Source organism: Streptomyces sp. DT224, from assembly GCF_049844595.1.
GTDB lineage: Bacteria > Actinomycetota > Actinomycetes > Streptomycetales > Streptomycetaceae > Streptomyces.
On sequence record NZ_JBNCLI010000010.1, the window covers coordinates 23,629 to 42,357 of the forward strand.

The 18,729-nt window shown below is 72.5% G+C and carries 14 protein-coding genes and 1 pseudogene; 5 read left to right on the top strand and 10 right to left on the bottom strand.

Going from position 1 to position 18,729, the window contains the following annotated elements; translation table 11 throughout:
• Positions 1 to 279: 279 nt before the first annotated feature.
• On the bottom strand, positions 280 to 1,647 hold the full coding sequence (locus ACLQ2N_RS24605; protein WP_425816312.1) for a dihydrolipoyl dehydrogenase family protein: 1,368 nt from the start codon (positions 1,645 to 1,647) through the stop codon (positions 280 to 282).
• A 243-nt stretch (positions 1,648 to 1,890) separates the two neighbouring features.
• Between ACLQ2N_RS24605 and ACLQ2N_RS24610 the strand changes: the two genes are divergently transcribed.
• Positions 1,891 to 2,469 carry a Dps family protein gene (locus tag ACLQ2N_RS24610; protein WP_425816313.1) on the top strand — a complete coding sequence of 193 codons (579 nt, stop codon included), beginning with the start codon at positions 1,891 to 1,893 and terminating at the stop codon, positions 2,467 to 2,469.
• Positions 2,470 to 3,508: 1,039 nt separating this feature from the next.
• On the opposite strand, the gene ACLQ2N_RS24615 is transcribed toward ACLQ2N_RS24610, so the two are convergent.
• Entirely contained in the window at positions 3,509 to 4,261 is a 753-nt protein-coding gene (locus ACLQ2N_RS24615) for an ArsR/SmtB family transcription factor (RefSeq protein WP_425816314.1), read from the bottom strand.
• 65 nt (positions 4,262 to 4,326) lie between these two features.
• On the opposite strand from ACLQ2N_RS24615, the gene ACLQ2N_RS24620 reads away from it, so the two are divergent.
• Complete coding sequence (locus ACLQ2N_RS24620) at positions 4,327 to 5,694, top strand: MFS transporter (protein ID WP_425816315.1); 1,368 nt, start codon at positions 4,327 to 4,329, stop codon at positions 5,692 to 5,694.
• Positions 5,695 to 5,938: 244 nt separating this feature from the next.
• Here ACLQ2N_RS24620 and ACLQ2N_RS24625 read toward each other — a convergent pair whose 3' ends face one another.
• Together ACLQ2N_RS24625 and ACLQ2N_RS24630 are read right to left on the bottom strand one after the other, a co-directional pair.
• The gene (locus ACLQ2N_RS24625) at positions 5,939 to 6,148 is read right to left on the bottom strand and encodes a DUF397 domain-containing protein (RefSeq protein ID WP_425816316.1); all 210 of its coding nucleotides are present in this window, start codon (positions 6,146 to 6,148) and stop codon (positions 5,939 to 5,941) included.
• A complete protein-coding gene (locus ACLQ2N_RS24630) occupies positions 6,130 to 6,972 on the bottom strand; it encodes a helix-turn-helix domain-containing protein (RefSeq protein ID WP_425816317.1) in 843 nt (280 codons plus the stop codon). Before ACLQ2N_RS24630 ends, ACLQ2N_RS24625 begins: the two co-directional genes overlap by 19 nt.
• A 180-nt stretch (positions 6,973 to 7,152) precedes the next feature.
• Between ACLQ2N_RS24630 and ACLQ2N_RS24635 the strand changes: the two genes are divergently transcribed.
• Both ACLQ2N_RS24635 and ACLQ2N_RS24640 read left to right on the top strand, forming a co-directional pair.
• A complete protein-coding gene (locus ACLQ2N_RS24635; protein WP_425816318.1) occupies positions 7,153 to 7,416 on the top strand; it encodes a hypothetical protein in 264 nt (87 codons plus the stop codon).
• Positions 7,413 to 7,625, top strand: a pseudogene (locus tag ACLQ2N_RS24640) (hypothetical protein); the annotation flags it as partial. The gene ACLQ2N_RS24635 and the pseudogene ACLQ2N_RS24640, both read left to right, overlap by 4 nt.
• A gap of 61 nt (positions 7,626 to 7,686) precedes the next feature.
• Here the strand turns inward: ACLQ2N_RS24640 and ACLQ2N_RS24645 are convergent.
• The 5 genes from ACLQ2N_RS24645 to ACLQ2N_RS24665 form a co-directional block, all read right to left on the bottom strand.
• On the bottom strand, positions 7,687 to 8,922 hold the full coding sequence (locus ACLQ2N_RS24645; RefSeq protein ID WP_425816319.1) for a TIGR02679 family protein: 1,236 nt from the start codon (positions 8,920 to 8,922) through the stop codon (positions 7,687 to 7,689).
• Entirely contained in the window at positions 8,913 to 13,055 is a 4,143-nt protein-coding gene (locus ACLQ2N_RS24650) for a TIGR02680 family protein (protein WP_425816320.1), read from the bottom strand. Before ACLQ2N_RS24650 ends, ACLQ2N_RS24645 begins: the two co-directional genes overlap by 10 nt.
• On the bottom strand, positions 13,052 to 14,296 hold the full coding sequence (locus ACLQ2N_RS24655) for a TIGR02678 family protein (protein ID WP_425816321.1): 1,245 nt from the start codon (positions 14,294 to 14,296) through the stop codon (positions 13,052 to 13,054). The genes ACLQ2N_RS24650 and ACLQ2N_RS24655 overlap by 4 nt, the downstream gene beginning before the upstream one ends.
• Entirely contained in the window at positions 14,293 to 15,879 is a 1,587-nt protein-coding gene (locus ACLQ2N_RS24660; RefSeq protein ID WP_425816322.1) for a TIGR02677 family protein, read from the bottom strand. The genes ACLQ2N_RS24655 and ACLQ2N_RS24660 overlap by 4 nt, the downstream gene beginning before the upstream one ends.
• Before the next feature lie 153 nt (positions 15,880 to 16,032).
• Positions 16,033 to 16,461: a hypothetical protein gene (locus ACLQ2N_RS24665; protein ID WP_425816323.1), complete on the bottom strand. Its 429-nt coding sequence runs from the start codon at positions 16,459 to 16,461 to the stop codon at positions 16,033 to 16,035.
• Between the two features lie 272 nt (positions 16,462 to 16,733).
• Here ACLQ2N_RS24665 and ACLQ2N_RS24670 point away from each other — a divergent pair, with 272 nt between their 5' ends.
• Positions 16,734 to 18,149 carry a lamin tail domain-containing protein gene (locus ACLQ2N_RS24670; protein WP_425816324.1) on the top strand — a complete coding sequence of 472 codons (1,416 nt, stop codon included), beginning with the start codon at positions 16,734 to 16,736 and terminating at the stop codon, positions 18,147 to 18,149.
• Positions 18,150 to 18,168: 19 nt separating this feature from the next.
• Here the strand turns inward: ACLQ2N_RS24670 and ACLQ2N_RS24675 are convergent, their stop codons facing one another.
• Positions 18,169 to 18,708, bottom strand: coding sequence for a putative immunity protein (locus tag ACLQ2N_RS24675; RefSeq protein ID WP_425816325.1), 540 nt, complete (start codon positions 18,706 to 18,708; stop codon positions 18,169 to 18,171).
• Positions 18,709 to 18,729 lie beyond the last annotated feature (21 nt).

An 18,729-nucleotide genomic window follows, 5' to 3' on the forward strand; every position in this document is an offset into this window, starting at 1 on the left:
AGCCGGCGCCCCCCCCGCGCCGGCCGGGCCGCCGGCCGCGGGCCCCCCGCCCCCACGGCCCTTCGCTCTTGAGCGTGCACGAGATCTCGCCGCGTCCTCTCGCATCCGCGTTCCACCGTGACCACCACGATGGGAACCGCCTGCGGCGCACCGATGGCGAGCGCTGGTGGCGGGAGCAGGCAACCGGCCGGACACCGAGCGCGGCGCCGGGGGGCGGGGTCCATTCGGCCGTGGTCTGCCGTCGCCCGGTCAGGGACGCCCAGGCGATCGGGTGGTGACTCAGCGGAGGGCTCCGAGCGCGGCCTCGACCGTTCGGTGGAAGGTCGGGTACGTGTAGATCATGTGCTGGAGCCGGTCGACGGGTACGGCGGCGTGGACGGCCACATTCAACCCGTAGAGCACCTCGCCTCCCGCGGGACCCGCCGAGGTCGCGCCGACCAGTACGCCCCGGTCGGCGTCCTCGACGAGCTTGATGAACCCTTCGTTGCCCGGCCCGTGAATCCATCCGCGGGTGGAGGAGGCGATGGTCAGCACACTGGTGCGCACGCGCAGCCCCCGTGCTCGCGCCTGCTGCTCGGTCAACCCGACGGCCCCGATCTCCGGGTCGGTGAACGTGACGCGGGGCAGCGCCCGGTAGTCGGCGTCGGGACCGGGTTCCCCGAGGATGTCCCTCACGGCGATCTGCGCCTGGTACATCGACACGTGGGTGAAGGCGCCACGGCCGGTGATGTCTCCCACCGCCCACAGCCCCTCCCCGGCCCGCATCTGCCCGTCGGTGGGGACGGCCCCCGCCGCGGGATCCAGCCCCACCGTGTCGACGGCCAGCGCGGTCAGGTCGGCGCGGCGCCCAGCGGCGACCAGGAGCCGTTCGGCACGCAGCGGCTCCGCGCCGTCACCCAGGCTTATGGTGAACGCGGTGCCGTCGTGGCTGACCTGCTGGGCCCGGGCGCCCGTGAGTACGGTGACCCCGTCCGCCCGCAGAACCTCCGCGGCCAGTTCCCCGGCTTCCGGTTCCTCCTGCGCCAGCAGTCGGTCCTGTCCCTCGATCACGGTGGCCGCACACGTGAACCGGGCGAACACCTGGGCGAGTTCGGCACCGATGGCTCCCCCGCCGAGAACGGCCATCGACGCGGGCAGTTCCCTGGCGGCCATGGCGTCCCTGTTGGTCCAGTACGGCGTGGCCGCGAGTCCCCGTACCGGGGGCACCCGGGGCCGGGTGCCGGTGGCCAGCACGACACCGCGCCGCGCTTCCCATGTACGGTCGCCGACCGTCACCCGGCGGGGCCCGGAGAGGCGGCCCCGTCCCCGGACCAGCCGACAGCCCTTGGCCGCGAGACGGCCGGCGGCCACCCGGTCGTCCCAGTCGTCGGTCGCCTCGTCACGGATGCGGCCGGCGACCCTGCCCCAGTCCGGAGTCACGACCGCCTCGCCGGCGAGGGCGGACACCCGGCCCGCCTCGGCGAGCAGGTTCCCGGCCCGCGTCATCATCTTGCTGGGCACGCACGCCCAGTAGGGACACTCACCGCCGACCAGTTCCGCCTCGACCCCCACCACGTCCAGGCCGGCCTCGGCCAGGGCGCCCGCGACGTACTCGCCCCCCGGCCCCAGTCCGACGACGACCACATCCGCCTGCATATGCGCACTCATTGCGTGCCTCTCATGGGTTTTCGCGCTCCACGCGTGCGTGGGGCGTCCCGAGGCTAGAGCGGGTCGGCCGGGAACCCGTTTCCGACGGCGCACGGGGGCTTGTCCGAGAGCGAACGACGCACACGGGACGCTGCACCAGTGCGCTGGCGGACGCCACTGCGTGCGCTGACCGGCAAGGCGCACTCCGGCCGGGTGTCTAGCGTCACCCGAATACGCACAGCACGGCAGCGCAGGAGGAAGACCATGACCACCAGTTCCAAGCCCGTGAGCAGCAGCCAGCCGCGGTTGCACCAGAAGGGCGCGGTGATCCAGGAGTTCGGCACGGTCAAGCAGTTCCCGATCGGCCTTTCCTACGAGGCGCGGATGTACTCCTGCCAGCGCCTGAACAAGGCCCTGGCTGATACGCAGATCCTCTACGGGCTCTACAAGAAGCATCACTGGCTGATGCGCGGCGCGACCTTCTATCAACTGCACCTGGTCCTGGACAAGCACGCAGGGGAGCAGCTCGAACTCATCGACACCCTCGCCGAACGCGTCCAGTCCCTGGGCGGAGTCGCGGTGGGCGATGCCAGGCACGTCGCGGAGATCACGTCGATTCCGCGGCCGCCGGACGGGGTGGAGGAAGTGCCCGCCATGCTGGCACGGCTGCTGGAAGCTCACGAGGCCATCCTGATCGACGCCCACGACGCCGCCGCCCGGACCATCGAGCGCGGTGACGACGGCACGAACGACCTGCTGGTCTCACAGGTCATCAGGACCGGGGAGCTGCAGACCTGGTTCCTCGCCGAGCATCTGGTCGACACCCCACTCGTCCGCGCCTGACGGGCACTGCCGGGCGTCGGTGCCTCCGTCGCGCACGCTCCCAGTACGACGAGCACCCACCAGTTCGTCACCAGCCAGGAGAGCACCGCAGACACCGCCGCAATTGGCATGGCGTCGCCCACACGAGGAGCAGCAGGTCTTCCTGCCGCCGCTGTCTGCTGCGCCCCGCTGCCGCGGCCGCCACGCCGGCAGACGCCGCGCGGCACAGCCCGCATGACCTGGAAAGAACGTCTGGTCTCCTTGGGAGCCCTCTGGGGCTTTCGGCCGCATCAAGGGGCACAGGCGTGAAGCAACCGAAAGACCATTTGCCCAGGTCAGAGGCTGATTGTCGATCGTTCCTGCAGGTCAGCTGAGCGACTGCTCCCTTCCGGGACATCTGAAGGCCTGCAGAAGAGGCACCGTCACACCCCTTCTGACCTGTGCACATGCGAGGTGGGGTGGGGTGTGAGGGAGTCTCTGGGACCTCTCTGGGATTGTGGAGCAGGAGAGACGACTCCCGAGCACCGCGTCTTCACGTGATGGGTCATCGGACAGATGTCGGCCTGGACGAGTCGCGAAAAAGCCCAGTTCAGAGGCATATTGTCCGCTGACCGTCCCGCGTGCGGGCGCTCGGAGCGTCAGACGAGCGTCACGACCGCCAGTCCTCCCGGCCAAGCGGAACAGGCTGCGACAGCAGACCGTCCCAAGGGGTCCGCCCCCGATGGCCTGTGCCACCCGCACCATCCCGTTGACCCGACGGCAGGCTGTCGGTGGCCTCCAGCCACGCGGGCACTTGTGGCAGCAGAAGTGGACCTTCGCCCACTCGATGATCGCCCGGCCTTCCACCGTCGCACCGTCAGCCGGGACGACGACGGACCTACTCCGCCACCCTCGGGTACACACTGACGCCGCCGCGGATGATGACGTCCTTAGCTGCCGTCGACCAGCGTCTCGACGGTGGCCTCGGGTCGGTTCGAGGTACCCGGAGAAGGCGTTGTGGCCCAGATTTTGCTGGTCGGGACGTTATTGACGGAGTGCGACCGGCGATCCGGCGTCGATATCAGCGAGGAGGTGACGGCCATGCCGCCAGGTTCGCTGCTCCGTCAGCGGTGATGTTGACGCTACGTGGGACTGGGCCTCGCGTGATCCAGCCGAGCTCGAAGAGTCTGTCGGTGATCGCTGTGCCGAGCGGCCCTGCGAGGTGATGCGCCTGCTCGGTCCAGTCGATGCAGTAGCGCAGCGGTCGCACGGTCGAGAGCCGCTCGGGCGGTACGCCCCACGCCACCAACGACTCGGCTCCGTCGGCGGTGAGCCGGTACTGGTCGCCTTTCCCCGATGAGGAGAGCCGGTCACCCGTGGTCTGCGGGTGGTGGAGCCCATCGCCTCCGGCGACCCAGCCGGCCGTGATGAACCGCTGGAACAGGTCAACGCCGGCCTCCCCGGCCAGATGGCGGTAGCAGGTCCGCGCGCTCCGCACCGCATGGGCGCGGGTGTGGGCACGCAGGGAAGTGATCGGCGTACGTGGCGCGAGGCGAGCGAGAGCTTCCAGGACTCCCTCGACATCGTCGGTCGCCAGGCGGTAATAGCGGTGGCGACCCTGCTGCTCGACGGCGACCAGCTCGTGGTTCAGCAGCACCGTCAGGTGGTTGCTGATCGTGGACGCGGACACGCCTGCCTCCTGGGCAAGGCGTCCGGCAGGGAGCGCACGCCCATCGGCCAGCGCCATCAGCACACGGGCGCGTCTGGGATCAGCGAAGGCCGAGGCGACGCCGGCGATGTCCAGCTCACCCGGTGAATTCCGATCCTGGCTCATACCTCGACACTACGAGCAAAATGCTTCGACGCCCGCTGAAACGTCCCAGGCCGAGGATAGGGAGCATGGCACGAAATCCTTCCCGATGGCCTCTGACCCTTGCACTGTGCGGCGGCTACTTCCTCGTCCTGCTCGACGTGACCGTCGTCAACGTCGCGCTCCCGCAGATCGGCGCTGAGCTGCACGCGGGAAGCAGCGGACTGGCGTGGACGGTGGACGCCTACTCGGTGCCACTGGCTGCGCTCCTGCTGGCCTCCGGCGCGATCGGTGACCTCATCGGCCACCGCAGAGTCGTCCTGCTCGGCCTCATCGGCTTCGGTGGCGCGTCCGCGCTGTGCGCCCTGGCACCGACCATCGGCGTGCTCGTCGCGGCACGCGCAGCCCAGGGCGTCGGCGCGGCCTTGATGCTGCCGGGCACGCTCGCGCTCCTCGTCGACAACAGCCCGGACGAGACGTCCCGGAACCGGCTCGTCGGGGTGTGGGCGGCGATCGGCGGGGCCGCCCTCCCGGCAGGCCCCGTCATCGGCGGGCTCCTGGTCCAGGCCACCGGATGGCGGGCGGTGTTCTGGCTGAGCGTCCCGGCCATCGCGCTCGCATTCGTGCCGGTCGTCCGGCTGCCGAGGTCCACTCCACGGCAGCAATCGGCACGCAACGTGGACTGGACGGGCGCTGCGCTGCTCGTGGCCGCGCTGGCCTGCTTCGTCACCGCGATCATCCAGGCTCCCGCCGCGCCGCTGTCGGCGGTGCTGTTCGCGGCGGTTGCCGCCTGCGCGCTGGCGGCCTTGCTCGTCATCGAGCGGCGGGTGCCACGACCGCTGCTCCCGGTACCCCGCGAGGCGCGACGCCCGCTCGGTCTGGCGTCCCTGGTGGCCGGACTGATGAACCTGTGCACGCTGGGAGGGCTGTTCCTGTTGACACAGGTCTTCCAGGACGTGCACCAACTGGACCCGCTCTCCGCAGGTCTTCTGACGCTCCCCGCGATGCTGCCGCTACCGCTCCTCGGAGCACCAGCAGGGCGGCTCTCCACTCGCATCGGCGTATGGCGCACCGCCGCTCTCGGCCTGCTCGTCGCCGCAGCCGGAATGGCCGGGACAGCCGCCGGCCTCACCAACACCGGAACCGGCTACATCGTCCTGGCATTCTTCCTCGCCCTGTGGGGCACCGGCCTCGGCATTCTCACGCCGGCGATCGTCGCGGCAGCGCTGAAGGCCACACCCGGCGCACCCGGACTCGCCTCCGGTGCGAGCAACACAGCCCGGCAGACCGGCGGAGCGCTCGGCATCGCGATCTTCGCCGCCGTCGCCGGGTCCGCAACCGCGCCCGGCTTCAGCTCCCACGCGACTGCCCTGTTCATAGGTTCAGCAGTCCTCTTCGTCCTCGCCGGCCTGCTCTGCCTCGGCGTCGGGCGAAGCCGGCGACGCCGATCCTCTTGACTCACCGCAACAGCCCTTGACCCCAGAGGGTCGTATGCGCCTGATCGAGACTCACTCATGTTGTACGCGTCGCCCTTTCGCGCGGCTCCCGCCGGGGCCGTCAGGGGCTTGCATCGCTTGACATGTGCGAACGCGGAGCCCCGGGGATCATCCCGTCCGGCCATGACCACCGTACGCGGCCTGCCACCCGGCGACGGCCCCGTTGTCGGATCGCCGTCAACGGGGCCGTCTCGCGCGTGGCAGCTCAGGCGCCCACCGCTCCGTCCTTCACGGCGGAGACGAAGGACGACCAGTCGGCCGCAGTGAAGGTGAGGGCAGGACCGTGCGGGTTCTTGCTGTCCCGAACGGGGACGATGGCGGCGAAATCATCGGAGACCTCAATACATGCACCACCGTCGGGATTGCTGTGGCTGCTCTTGCGCCACGTGGTAGCGCTCAAATCGATGGGCTGCACGACATTTCCTCCAAGATGCGCATGATGAACTTCCGCGACTCGGATGGGGAGAGGGCCAGGTCGCGCACCACATCGTAGGCTCGCTGCAAACGCTCGACCTTGGCGCTCTCCTCGATGAGTTCACCCCAGTAAGCGTTCTCCGTGTACGCGACCGGGCGCCCTCCGGGCAATCGAAGGAACCAGACATCGGTGCTGACCAGCCCATGGGTGCCCGCACTCTGGGGCAGCACTTGGACGGCTACGTCACCCTGTCCCCCCGCCTCGGCGAGACGCTCCAATTGCCCCCGCCACTCGGCCGCATCCCGCAGCGGCGTCCGAAGCGCCGCCTCCGACAGAATGGTGCGGAAGGGCGGCGGGTCATCCCCCGTCAGCAGATTCTGCCGACCCATCCTCGCCTCGACCTGCTGGTCCAGGGCAACACCCTTGAAACCACCGGCCGCAAGCAACTCCCGTGCGTAACCGGGTGTCTGCAACAGACCCGGCACGACACTCACCGAGAAATGCCACAGGCTCGTCGCTTCCGCCTCCAGGGCCATGTACCGCCGGTACCGCTCCTTGAACTGCGTCTGGTCGCTGATGGCCAGCTCCCACAGCGCCAGCAGCAGCCCCGGCGTCCCGTAGTGCTGGTCGAGCGCCTCCACCACCTCCGGGCCGCCGACCGTCTCGCCCTTCTCCATCTTCCCGAACAACGACCAGTCCCAGCCCAGCCGTTCGCCGAGCTGCCGCAAGCTGTCGCCGCGCGCGGTACGCAGGTGGCGCAGCTCCTCCGCGAACCGTGCCCGTGGCTCCCTGCTGCGGCCTGTGACCGCCCGCCTCGTCGGCATCGCGCCCTCCGTGGAACGTGTGGAACGTGGCTCACCCGCCGGGGAGGCACCCTCCGCCCCGCGTGTGTCACACCTCTGACGGGGCCATTCTCGTAACAGGCCCCTCACGCACCGTAGTAGCGGGCGAGTGGGTCGGACAGAGGAATCCACGAAAGAACAGCCGAAGGAAGAAGGCACGCCATGACCTCGCCGTCGCAGAGGCCGTCCCTCCCCCGCAGGTCACCCAAGATCCAGGAAGCACTGGCCGCGCGCGACGACCTCGCTGCCGCCCTGACCACCGCCGGTATCCAGCTGCCCGCGATGGACGTACGCACGCCGTGGCCGGACGCGGAGGGCGACGGCCGCGCGCGGCCGGCCGATTACGCCCTCGTCAACCTCGGCATCTGCTCCGCCCCCGTGGCACACGCCCTCGCCGAAGTGATCAGGAACGGGGCGGCCGGGTGACCGACGCCGGCGTCCCTCGCGTCGGGACGGCCGTGCACGACGCCGGGAGCGGCCGGGTGGGCCTGGTGATGGGTCACGAAGGCCCCTGGCTCCAGCTCCGCCCGCTCGGCGGTGGCCGCGAGTGGGACGCCGATCCGGCCCGGCTGCGACCGCTCGACCCCGCCGAGCTGCTGAGCGCCCGCGTCGCCGACGCCAACGCCCGCAGCCGTACCGGCCGCGGTGTCGGCGGCATACGGGGCTCCCCGCGTGCAGACCCCCCGGCCCCCCGACTCACCCGAGATCGGCCAGCAGATCGTCCAGCACCGCCTCCTCCTCCACCCGCACCCCCGCCTCCTGCAACGCGTCCGGAAGCCCCGGGTCCCACGGCGCCTCGGCCCTGACCCCGGTGAGGGGCGGTCCGGCGGGCCGCGTGTCCACGGCGGCGCGGTAGTCGTCGGCGGTGTAGCGCCACGGGCTCCAGGGGACCCGTCGCAGCAGGGCGGCGGCGATGCGGAGACCTCCCCAGTCGAAGTCGCCGTGGTACTGGAAGCGGCTGCCGTGCGTGTGGAGATGGTTCAGGAGAACCAGGGCGGCGGCGGACGGCTGGCCCTGGAGGCAGACCAGGGGTGCGCACCGGGTGCCGTACGTGTCGGCGGCTGCGGCGAGCACCGCCGGGTTCTCGCAGATCCGGACCACCGGCGGTGCCGAGCTGGGCGGGCAACGGGTCAGTTGCCGCAGGGTCAGCACGGCGGGTTCACCCGCGTCGGCCATCCAGTCCAGGGCGGGCGTGCCCCGCAGATTCAGGGCGAGCACGGTCGAGGACAGCTCGTCGCGCAGCAGGCCCACCGATGCCCACGCCTCGCGCCGCCCCTGGGCGCCACCCGCGTCGGGGACGCCGGTCAGCGCCCGGATGCCGGAAAGGGCGAGCGTGCAGAGCGGAGTTCCGTCGTCGAGCGCGTGCGCACTGCCGAGGAGCCGGGAGGCGAACGAGGGAAGCGACACCGGCGGCTCCAGCGGGAGGGCCCTCATGACGGTGGCGGCACGGCCGAGCAGGTCGGCGGCCGCGTCGGGGGTTCCGGCGAGGCGCCGTGCCAGCCCGTCGTTCCGGACCCGTTCGGCCCAGCCCTGGAGGGCGGGGACCTCGTCCGCCAGCGCGTCGAGCGGGGCGTATGCCCGCGTCCAGGCCCGCTGTTCCTCGGCGCGCGCGTCGCCGAGGAGGGTGACCGGCCCGGTGAGCGCCACCACGGCTGCGGCCAGTCCGGCCGGGCTGACGCCGGAGCGGCGCAGCACGTCGTCCACCGCGTCGAGGCGCACGGACAAGGACCGTCCGCCGCCCGGCGCACGGCCCAAGAGCCTTTCGGCGGCCACCCGTTGGTCTTCCGTGGGTGAGGTCAGTGCTACCGGGCCGGTGAGCGGCTGCCCGCGCTCCAGGCGTCGGCGCGCCCGCTCGACCAGCCAGCGGAGGCCGGGAGCGCCGAGGAGTCTGCGCAGTCGTATGTCGTCGACCGTCGCGGGGGTCAGGTCCACAGAGGCTCCGACGCGTCGGCCTGCCCGGGCCGGGGCGCGGCAACCGCGTGCGCGGGCTGCTCCGGGTCCGGGCCGCGCCGCCTGCGCGTACCGTCCCACTCCCACCGGGTGACGAGCACCGCCGCGACCTCGTCGATCCGCGACAGCTGGGCGATGGCGATGCCGGGCACCTGTGGGTAGCAGGCCCACTCGCGCTCACTCGTCATCACGACGTCGAGGTCGAAGGCGTGCAGCAGGCCCAGGCACTTCGCGCGGGAGTCGTCGTCCACCCCGGCGAACGCCTCGTCGAGGGTGACCAGGCGCGGCGCGTACGGGCTGCCCGCACTCGCGTAGTGGGAGGACGCGGCGGCGAACAGCGGCACCGACACGGCGAGCACCCGCTCGCCGCCGGAGGCGGGGCCCGTGGCCGGGATCCAGCGGCCCTGCTGATGCCGCTCGACCCCGAACTCGTGCCAGGTCCGGTAGTCCAGCGCGGCGGTGAGATGGTCGAGCCAGCTGCCCGAGGCGTCATCGGTGTGCTGGCGAGCGATCTGCTCCTGGAGGAACTCGCCCACGGCCGCGCGGTCCTCGGCGGACCAGACGTCGGCCGACCGGCGCAGCCGCTCCCTGGCCTTGGCGAGCCCGGCGGGGGCCTTGCGGGATGCCCGCCACACCAGCCTCAGTCGCATGCCGGTGGAGGTCGGCCGCTCCTCCAGTTCGACGTTCATGTCCCGTACCTGCCGCTCGGCCGCGCCGATCAGTTCCTGGAGCGTCCCCGCGACCTCCGTGACCAGATGGGTCTCCAGAATCTCCCGCTCGCGTGCGGACAGGATGCGCGCCAGTTCGCCGACCTCGACGGCCAGTGCCGCGGCCAGGTCCGGTACGGACCGCTCACGGCCCTGGTAGGTGATGTCGACGACCATGCCGTGCTCCACCATCCGGGCGGAGGCCCGGTGCCCGTGCCGGGACAGGGTGTCCTGGAGGGTCTTGAACTCCTCGCTGAGCTTGCGTTGCACCCGTTCCCAGGCGCTGTCGGAGTCGTCGGTGGACGCCAGCGCCGCGTCGACGGCACGGGCCAGCGCGATGGCAGGGGTGGCGGCCCACGTGCCGCCGTCCACGGCCGGCACCTCGATGTCAGGCACCGCCACCGTCATCAGCCCGGTGTCGGTGAACCGCTGGAGCGCGGCAATGGCCTCGGTACGCGCTTCGGCCGCCTCTCGCAGCCCTTCGTGCAGCTGCTCGATGCGGCCTTCGGCCTTGCTTGCCGCCCGGTCGGCTTCGGCATGGCGCCGGCGGGCGGCCCGCTGCTCGGTCTCGCACGTGCGCGACGCCTCCGCGGTCCGCACCAGCATGCGCTGAAGCTCGTCGACGGCGGCGCCCACCGTGGAACGCAAGGTGCTGAAGCGTTCGCCGGCGGCCGCCGCCTCGTCCTCCGCGTCCTTCGCGCGCTCCGTAAGCTCTGAGGCACGCTCGGCGGCCTGCCCGGCCTCGGTACGCTCGTCCGCGACCTGGGCGCCGGCCTCACCGCGTTCACGCAGGGCGGGCCAGAGGCCGGCCAGCACCTCGGCGAGCGCGCCGAGAGCGTCACGTACCGCCGTCAGTCCTTCCTCGTCGTCCGGCATGCTCAAGTCCTCGGCGGTCCGGGCGAGCTCCGCCGCCGCCGACTCGCTCCGCGCAGCCGACTCCCGGAAGGCCGCTGCGCGCTTCTCACGACGTTCACCAGTCCGGCGCAGGGCCTCCGCGGCCGCTGCCGCGCGTTCGTGTGCCCGGGTGAGGCCGGTTTCTTCCGGTACGTCCGCCACCTCCGCGTCCAGCGCACTGCGGCGGGCGGCCACCGTGTCGGCCAGTTCCGCGAGGGTCTCCAGTTCGCCCCGCAGAATGGCGAGTTCGCGGCGCACGACGTCCATCCGGGCCCGCCGGGCAGCCTCCCGCGCGCCCTCACCGATGTACTCGGCGGTGGCTTTGGCCCACCGGCCGGTCAGCGCGCCCACCCGGAAGCGCCCGTCGACGGCGGCCCAGGTTCCGGCTCCGCCCTCCGGCCCGGCGCCGATCGCGGCGAGCAGCCGGTCCACGGTCTTCTCGCCCACGGCCGCGGCCCCGGCGTCCCCGTGGTCCACCGCCGGGCGCAGCAGATGCGCGAGCGACGCGCCCCGTACCGGGCCTCCGCCCGGAGCGAGCAGCACCTCGCGGGTGCCTGCGGCGAGGGCCGCACCGCTCGGCAGCACCCAGGCGTCGAGCATTCCGGACGCCTCCAAGGCGGCCTCCAGGCCGGCGCGTTCCGCTTCGGGCAGCCCGTCCGCGAAGTCCACCAGCCGCCACAGAGGAGCGCCCGCCAGCCGCTCGCGCAGACCGGGGGTGCGGGTGCGCGGCGGCTGCGGCGGACGGCGCCCGCCGGCCTCCAGCGCGGTCAGTTCCTGTCGCAGCGCGTCGGCCTGCCCGGTGAGTTCGGCCCGGCGCCGGCCGGCGGCGGCAGCCTGTTCGGCCAGCCGCGCGGATGCGGCGCTGTGGGCGCGCAGGGCCTCGACCCGCGCCGGGTACGGCCCATGGAGGCGGCCCACCCACTCCTGGAGTTCGTCCAGCAGGCCGGGCTCGTCCGCGTAGGCGAGTTCGGTCCAGCCACGGGCGCGGGTGCGGACTTCGTCCAGCAGCGCCCGCCCGGCGCGCACCACGTCGTCCTCCGCCCGGCCCAGCTCCGCCGCGGCCGCGGACCGGTCCGCATCGGCCTCGTCCAGCCGGACGGCCAGCGAGCGCCGCTCCTCCGCGGCGCGGGCGGCGGCCCTGGCGAGGTCCGTCACATGGGTGAGCGCACGCCGGCCCCGCTCCACGGCCTCCTCGACCGTGCGGCGCAGTTCGCTCGGGGCGGGTCCTTCGTCCGGCAGGACGTTCCCCGGCAGGACGACTCGGGCGACTGCCGCGACCTCGCCCGCCTGCCGATAGGTTTCCCGGGCGTGCCGGTCAGCTGTCCGCAACCGGTTCTCGGCGGCACCGAGCCGTTCCAGGCCCTTGCGGTGAAGCCGCACCGCCTGGTCCCGGTCGCTCCGGGCCCGCTCTGCCGCACGCGCCGTGCGCTCCACCTCGTGGTGTGCCTGTTCGAGGTTCTCGGCGCTGCGCATCTCGGGGCTCTCCCGCAGCGCCGCGTCCTGGGCGCGCAGCCGGTTCTGCCGCTCGTCCAGCTCCGCGATCAGTTCGGCCGCCGCCTGCCGCTCCTCCTCGGCCCCGGCCTGCTGGGCCTGCGCCTCGGCGAGGTCCCGTTGGCGTTGCTCGTAACGGGAGTGCTCGGTGCGTGGCAGCCTGGCGCGGCGGCGGGTGGCGACGCGTGCGTAGCGCCGGTAGTGCTCCAGGAATCCGGCGGCGGCGCGCTCCGCGGCTGAGGCGGCCGCCAGTTCGGTCTTCTCCTCGTCGAGTGAGCGGAACGCCTCGGCCACGTCGGCGATCACGGCCTGGTCCACCGGGGGCAGGGCCTCGGTGAGTGCGCGGGAGAGGGCTGCCTCGTTGGGGCGCTTGGACAGCTGGGGCTGGCGCAACTGGACGAGCAGGTCGACCAGGGCGCCGTACCGCTGCTCGCCGAGCCCGAAGAGGGCCTCGTCCACGGCCCGGCGGTAGGTCTTGGCCTGGTCGTACACCATGCCGTGGCCGGCGACGGCTTCGACCAGGCGGTCTCTGGTCAGGGCCGTACCGGTGGCGTCGACCAGGCCGAGGAACCCCTCCACCGGTGCGCCGGGGCCGTGCTGCACGCGGCGGCTGGTGACCGCGTACCAGTGCCGGGCGATCCCGCGTCCGCTCACTGCCTTCAGTCCGCACAGCAGCGTGCGGAAGTGGCTCTCCCCGGTGCTCGCGTCGAGTCGGCCGAACTCGATCCAGGTGTAGCCGAGGCGCTCGGTGTGCGGGTGCTCGCCGCCGAGGAGGAGGTTCCATTCCATCCGCTTGCCGGGGTCACCGTCCGGCTCCACCCGTCGCGGGCTCAGGTCGCCGTCGAGCAGGAAGGGCAGGGTGAGCGCGAGCACCTTGGACTTGCCGGTGCCGTTGTTGCCGCGCAGCAACAGTCGTCCGTCACGGAAGTGGAACTCCTCCACGTCGTAGTGGAAGAGGTCGACGAGCCCGATCCGCAGGGGCTGCCAGCGGGTGCGGAGGGGTTCGGGAAGCGGGTGGGTCACGCCGGGCCGGCCTTTCGCTGAGCCGGCATGCGCGCGCCGCCGGGTGTGCCTGGTTCGAGTACGACGGCTTCGCCGACCGCGTAGCGGGCCAGCGCGGGGCGGGGCTCGGCGGCGTCGGCGGTCCGGGAGACCAGGCCGAGGGCGGCGAGCCGGGCTACGGCCTGCTCGACGAGCTCGGCCTCCGCGCCCGGCTCCCGCGCGGCCTTGGACCAGAAGGTGCCGTGTACGAGGGCGAGTTCCCGCACCCGCTCGGCGAGCCGGCGGGTGGTGACGGGCCGGCCCTCCTCCGCCAGGTACTCGGCGAGCAGCAGGGTGATGTGGCCGTGGGTGCCCTGCTCGGGCATCCGTACGTCGGTGAGGTCGTCCTCGGGGTCGACCATGGCGATGCCTTCGGCACGGATCTCGGCCACCAGGCCCGTCAGCTCGGCCACCCGGGCTGTGAGGAACCCCCGCTGCCTGGTGAGGTAGCCGAGTTCGGCATCGCTCAGCTCGTCGTAGTAGAGCACCGGATCGTCCAGGAGTCTGCGGGTGAGTGCGTGCCGCATCGCGCGGAAGCGGAGCTCCTCACTGTCGAGGGCGGTTTCGGCGACGAGCTGCTCCAGCCGGTCGGCGGTGTCCTCGGCCTGCACGGTGGAGGGCCCCCGACGGGTCGCGAGCAGCCCGGCCAGGACCCGGCGTTCGACGTCGTAGAGCACGTCGCCCGCCCCGTTCACGTAAGCGTCCTCGTCTCCGGCGACCCGGCGCAGCACGCCGAGGTCGAGCAGGAGCCGTACCACGGCCGCGAGGTCGAGGCGCTCCTCCCGGCGGTCGAGGGTGAAGTGGATGCCCGACGCGACGAGCCCGGGGTCGGTGGCGTCGAGGACGACCTGGTCGGCGAGACGGCCGAGAGCGATCTGGGACTCGCCGCGCTCCAGGGCCGCCAGGGCCAGACAGAGCAGGACATAGCGGCGGCGGGTGAAGGGGGCGGCGGCGCGGGTCGTCTCGCGTGCGGGGTGCGTGGCGTCGTGGAGCACGCCGGGGATCTTGCGCAGCCTGGCGGTCTCGGCGTCCACGTGGAGGGGCCAGCCGGTGTTGCGGTCGAACCAGTCGCGGAGTTCGGAGGCGTGCCGTCGCACGAGCCGGAACTCGTCGGCGTGCTTTCCGTGGGCCAGGAGGAGCGGCTGTTTCAGCAGGGCGCGGGCGGCCTTCCGCAGCTCGGTGGCGTGCTGCCCGTCGAGCACTTCCGCCGGTGGCGTCGTCATCGTCCGCTTCCTCCGTACACAGGCGCGTCGCTGTCATCGTCGGTGGTCAGGTCGACGATCTCGATGAGGTGATCCGGCCCGTGGAACGTCCCCGAGGGCGTACGGACCACCGCCTGCGGCCCCTCGGCCAGGGCGCTGAGCCTGATCTCCATGGAACCGTCGTTGCTGGTGGCCACGGTGCGCCGCATTCCGGGCCGCCAGGTGGCCAGTGCGTCACCGAGCAGTTGCAGGAAGAGACCGAAGGAGACCGGGTCGAGCTCGCCGAGTTCGGACAGCCTGACCGCTCCGTCGGTGACGAGCCGGTCGCGGGCGGCGGCGATCTCGGCGACCTGTTCGGCCGCCACCTCGGCGAGGCGGCGACGCCGCTCCCGGCGGTCCTCGACCTTGCGAGGCTTGCCCCGCCGCTCGTAGCTTCCGGTGCGGCGCAGCTGGGGGCTGATCCGCAGCGGCTCCGCGGCGGCCCAGGGCGTCGCGGCGGGCACCGGTGCGGCCCGGCGGGCGGCAAGCGTGTCCGCGTCGACCGTGAGGTGCCGGGCGGGGTGGAGCCCGAAGGCCGCCCGCCACAGCTGGTGGCGCGACGCGTCGTCGGGGGCCTCGGCGAACCAGCGGGCGAGGGTGCGGAAGTCCGCGGAGCGGTCCGACCGGCCGGCCCGGCGCTCCCCCAGCACCCGGACGACGGCCAGCATCTGCGGGATGGCGCCCAGCGCACGGCCACGCAGGAGTCGGGCCTGCGACTCGCGTCCGTTCCGGCTGAGGAACCACGCCGCCAGCCCGTCCCAGCGGCCCGCCCAGTGGGCGTAGGCCGTCCGTGCGGCGGGCTCCGCGTCCTCCGGCGCGGCGTCGGCCGCTTCCCGCCCGGCGGCGGCCCTGAGCAGGACCTCGATCCTGCCGGAGTCCTCCAGCTCCAGGATGAGCTGCGCGATGCGTCCGCCCAAGGTGATCAGGTCCTGGATGAAGCGTTCCAGGTACTGGATGAGGCGGTCCTTGTACGCGAGGAAGACCTCTTCCTCCACCTCGTGCAGGTCGATGGTCCGCTGCAGCGAACTCATGAAAGCGCGCGCGTTGTCGGCGAGAGCGGCGAACCGGCTGGCGAGCGCGTCGAACGCGAGGTAGGTCTTGCCGGGGTCCGGCTGTTCGTCGGCGGTGAGCACGAGCAGAGCGCGCAGCTGCGTGACGATGTCGTGCAGCGCGATGGCCTGAAGGGCTCCTCGCCTCCCGAGCGCCTCGTCATAGGCGGCGAGGGCTTCCTCGGCCGCCTCCCCCGCCCGGGTCAGCTGGTAGATGAAGCGTTTGCGGTAGAAGTCCTCGACGGCGCTGACCCGCCCGGTGTCGGGGTCGGCGCGCAGATTCCCCCACTCGACCAGCTTGTCCAGTGCCTTGACGACCCCGTCGAGCTCACCGGGGCGCACGTCCCCGGGCAGTGCGGCGTACACGTCTTCGGGACGCAGATGCACGGCGAAGTGTTCCTTGGCCATGACGAACGCCCTCATCACCTGACGGTAGAGAGGGGTGTTCTGCACGGTGAGGTGGGCGAAGGGACTGAATTCGTCCGGCCCGTGGCCTGGCGCGGTGGTGCTGGTCATCACCTGCCATTGTGCCGTGGCTGCGGCGGCCCCGGACCGGAAACCGGGCCACGTGCCCGGTTGGCGCCGGTGTGTGGAGAGTGCCCGGTCCTGCCGCTCCGGCTCGCGCCTCGGAGGTATGATCGTGGCCGACCAGGATCTCCTGGCCTCGGCTCACGCCAACGGCGCGGGAGGCGGCGCCGGTGCGGGCTCCGTGCGCCTGGCGCCCGCGGGCACGGCGGCGAAGACCGCGAAGACCACGCCCACCAGCCCGAAGACGATCGCCAGGTAGCCCTTGACCTGCGTCTTCGACTGGCGGACCGCGATCTCCCGCTCCCAGAGCGCTGCGGCCTCTTCGGTCTCCGCCGCGTGTTCGAAGTAGCACTTCTGGAAGGGCTGGTCGGGCGGAGTCCCCTTCTGCTCGACGACGCAGCGCGCGTCCTCGAAAGGACTGAGCGAGCCGCTGGTCCCGACCACCGTCTCGTCGGAGACCTTCGAGGCCGCGTCCATCGCGACCGCACCGAAGATCACCGCTGTGACCATGCTGAGCACCGCCAGCACGATCCAGACGGCGGCCCCGGCGTTGCGTCCTTGAGATGACATGCCCATGAGAGTAGTCATCTCCGGAAGCCGGCGTCGGCCGACGGTGGTGAGGTGCGGGTCCTCGCCGCTCGATCCGGCCCCGGCGCGGCTCGTTGGTCACGTCCACCATCGATCGAGAACGGCCGGCGCACGCCCTACGAGCGGGTCTCGGCGGCGGGCGCCCAGAAATTCGCCTGGCGTTCCCGGGCCGTCCTTCCGGGGGACGGCATTCCGTTCGGCCGGGGCCGAGACCGTCGGGCGGCCCACCTCCTCACGACCCCAGGATGGATTCCGTGACCACATCGCCCTCCCGCCCACGGCGGCCCCGCGCCCTCGCCCGTTTTCTCGTCGCCGCGCCGCTGCTGGCCGCCGGGGCGCTGACCGGGGCGCCGGTGGCGCAGGCAGCCCCGGCGGACGAGGTCCGTATCAACGAGGTGGTGACCACCGGCGGCGTCAACGACTCGGTCGAGCTCTACAACAAGGGCGCCTCGTCGGTCGACGTGTCGGGCTGGATCCTGAAGGACGACGACGCGGGCCACTCGTACAAAATCCCCTCCGGGACCATGCTGGCGCCGGGCGGCTTCCGGGCCTTCGACGTCAGCGGCGCCTTCGGTCTCGGGTCGGCCGACCAGGCCCGGCTGTACCTGGCCGACGGCAAGACGCAGGTGGACGGCTTCTCGTGGAGCGCGCACTCGGACCCGTCCTGGTCGCGCTGCGCCGACGGCACGGGGGCGTTCCGGCAGGCTGACGCGGTGACGCTCGGCGCCGCGAACGACTGCGGTACGGGCGGGGGCTCGACGGCTCCCGCGGCGTGGCCCGGAGGCAGCGCGGTCGCCACCGCGGACGGCTCGAACGTGTTCGGCGAGGACCTGAGCGGGCTGTACCAGGACGGCGGGGTGCTGTGGGCGGCGCAGAACAGCGGCACGCTGTGGCGCCTGGTGCGGGACGGGTCCGGCGGCTGGAAGCCGGACACCGCGAGCGGCTGGTCCTCCGGCAAGACCCTGCGCTTCCCGGGCGGCTCCGGCAGCCCGGACAGTGAGGGGGTCACCGCGGCCGCCGGCGGGATCTTCGTCGCGAGCGAGCGCAACGGGGACGCCTCGGGCACGAGCCGCCTGTCCGTGCTGCGGTACGACGTGAGCGGTACGGGCTCGTCCCTGACGGCCACCAGGGAATGGAACCTCACCTCCGACCTCCCGTCGACCGGCTCCAATCTCGGCCTGGAAGCGGTGACCTGGATCCCGGACAGCGCGCTGACCGGGTCCGGTTTCAAGGACGCGGCGACGGGTGCGGCGTACGACCCGGCCCACTACGCCTCGCACAGCGGCGGGGTGTTCTTCGTCGGCGTCGAAGGCACGGGCATGGTGTACGGGTACGTCCTGGCCGACTCCGGCTCGTACACCCGGATCGCCTCCTTCAGCAGCGGTCTGTCCGGTGTGATGGAGCTCCAGTGGGAGCCCCAGGCGTCCAGGCTCTGGGCGGTCTGCGACGACACGTGCGACGGCCGGCACCAGACCCTGGCCGTCAACGCGACGGGGGCGTTCGCGCCGACGGCGGCGTACAACCGCCCGTCCGGCATGCCGGATTACAACAACGAGGGCTTCGCGCTGTCCGGCGCGGACGAGTGCGTATCGGGGTCGAAGCCGGTGTACTGGTCGGACGACGCGAACGACGGCGGGCACGCGCTGCGGCGGGGCAGCGTCAGCTGCTGAGCGGAGGCACGGGCACGCGTCACAGCACCCGGCGGAGGGAGGCGTCCAGCGCGGCCATGAGGTGCGCGGCGCGGCTCCTGCCGCCGGGCGCGAGCGGGTAGCGGCGGAGGACGTCGATCAGGGCGGGGGTGGCCCGTTCGCGGGCCACTTCGAGCGCCCGGTCCGCCGCCCCGGGGTCCTCCCCCGCCGCGATCTCCGCGATGCGGGCCGCGTTCGCGGCGGCCCGCAGGATGTGGCCGACCTGGTGGGCTTTCGCGAGGGGGTGCAGGTAGGCGGCGGACGCGGCGTCGCCCGCCGCCTGCGCGGCCAGCCGGGCGGCTTCGGTGGCCGCCTCCTTCGCCGCGCGGTGGGCGTCCATCGACGTGACGCGCTGGAGCCTGGTCCGGGGCGCGCCGTCGATGAACTCCCGGGCCGCCGCGAGGGCGGCACGCGGCCTGCCGTCGTCGGGGTGGGCGTCCTCGAACACCGCCAGAACGCCTTGCGCCGCCTCGGCGGCGTACCGCGCCACGACGCGCAGCTCGGCCATGGACAGCTCGAAATCCCCGCTCACGCCCGTCATTCGGGCGATCGTCGCACATTG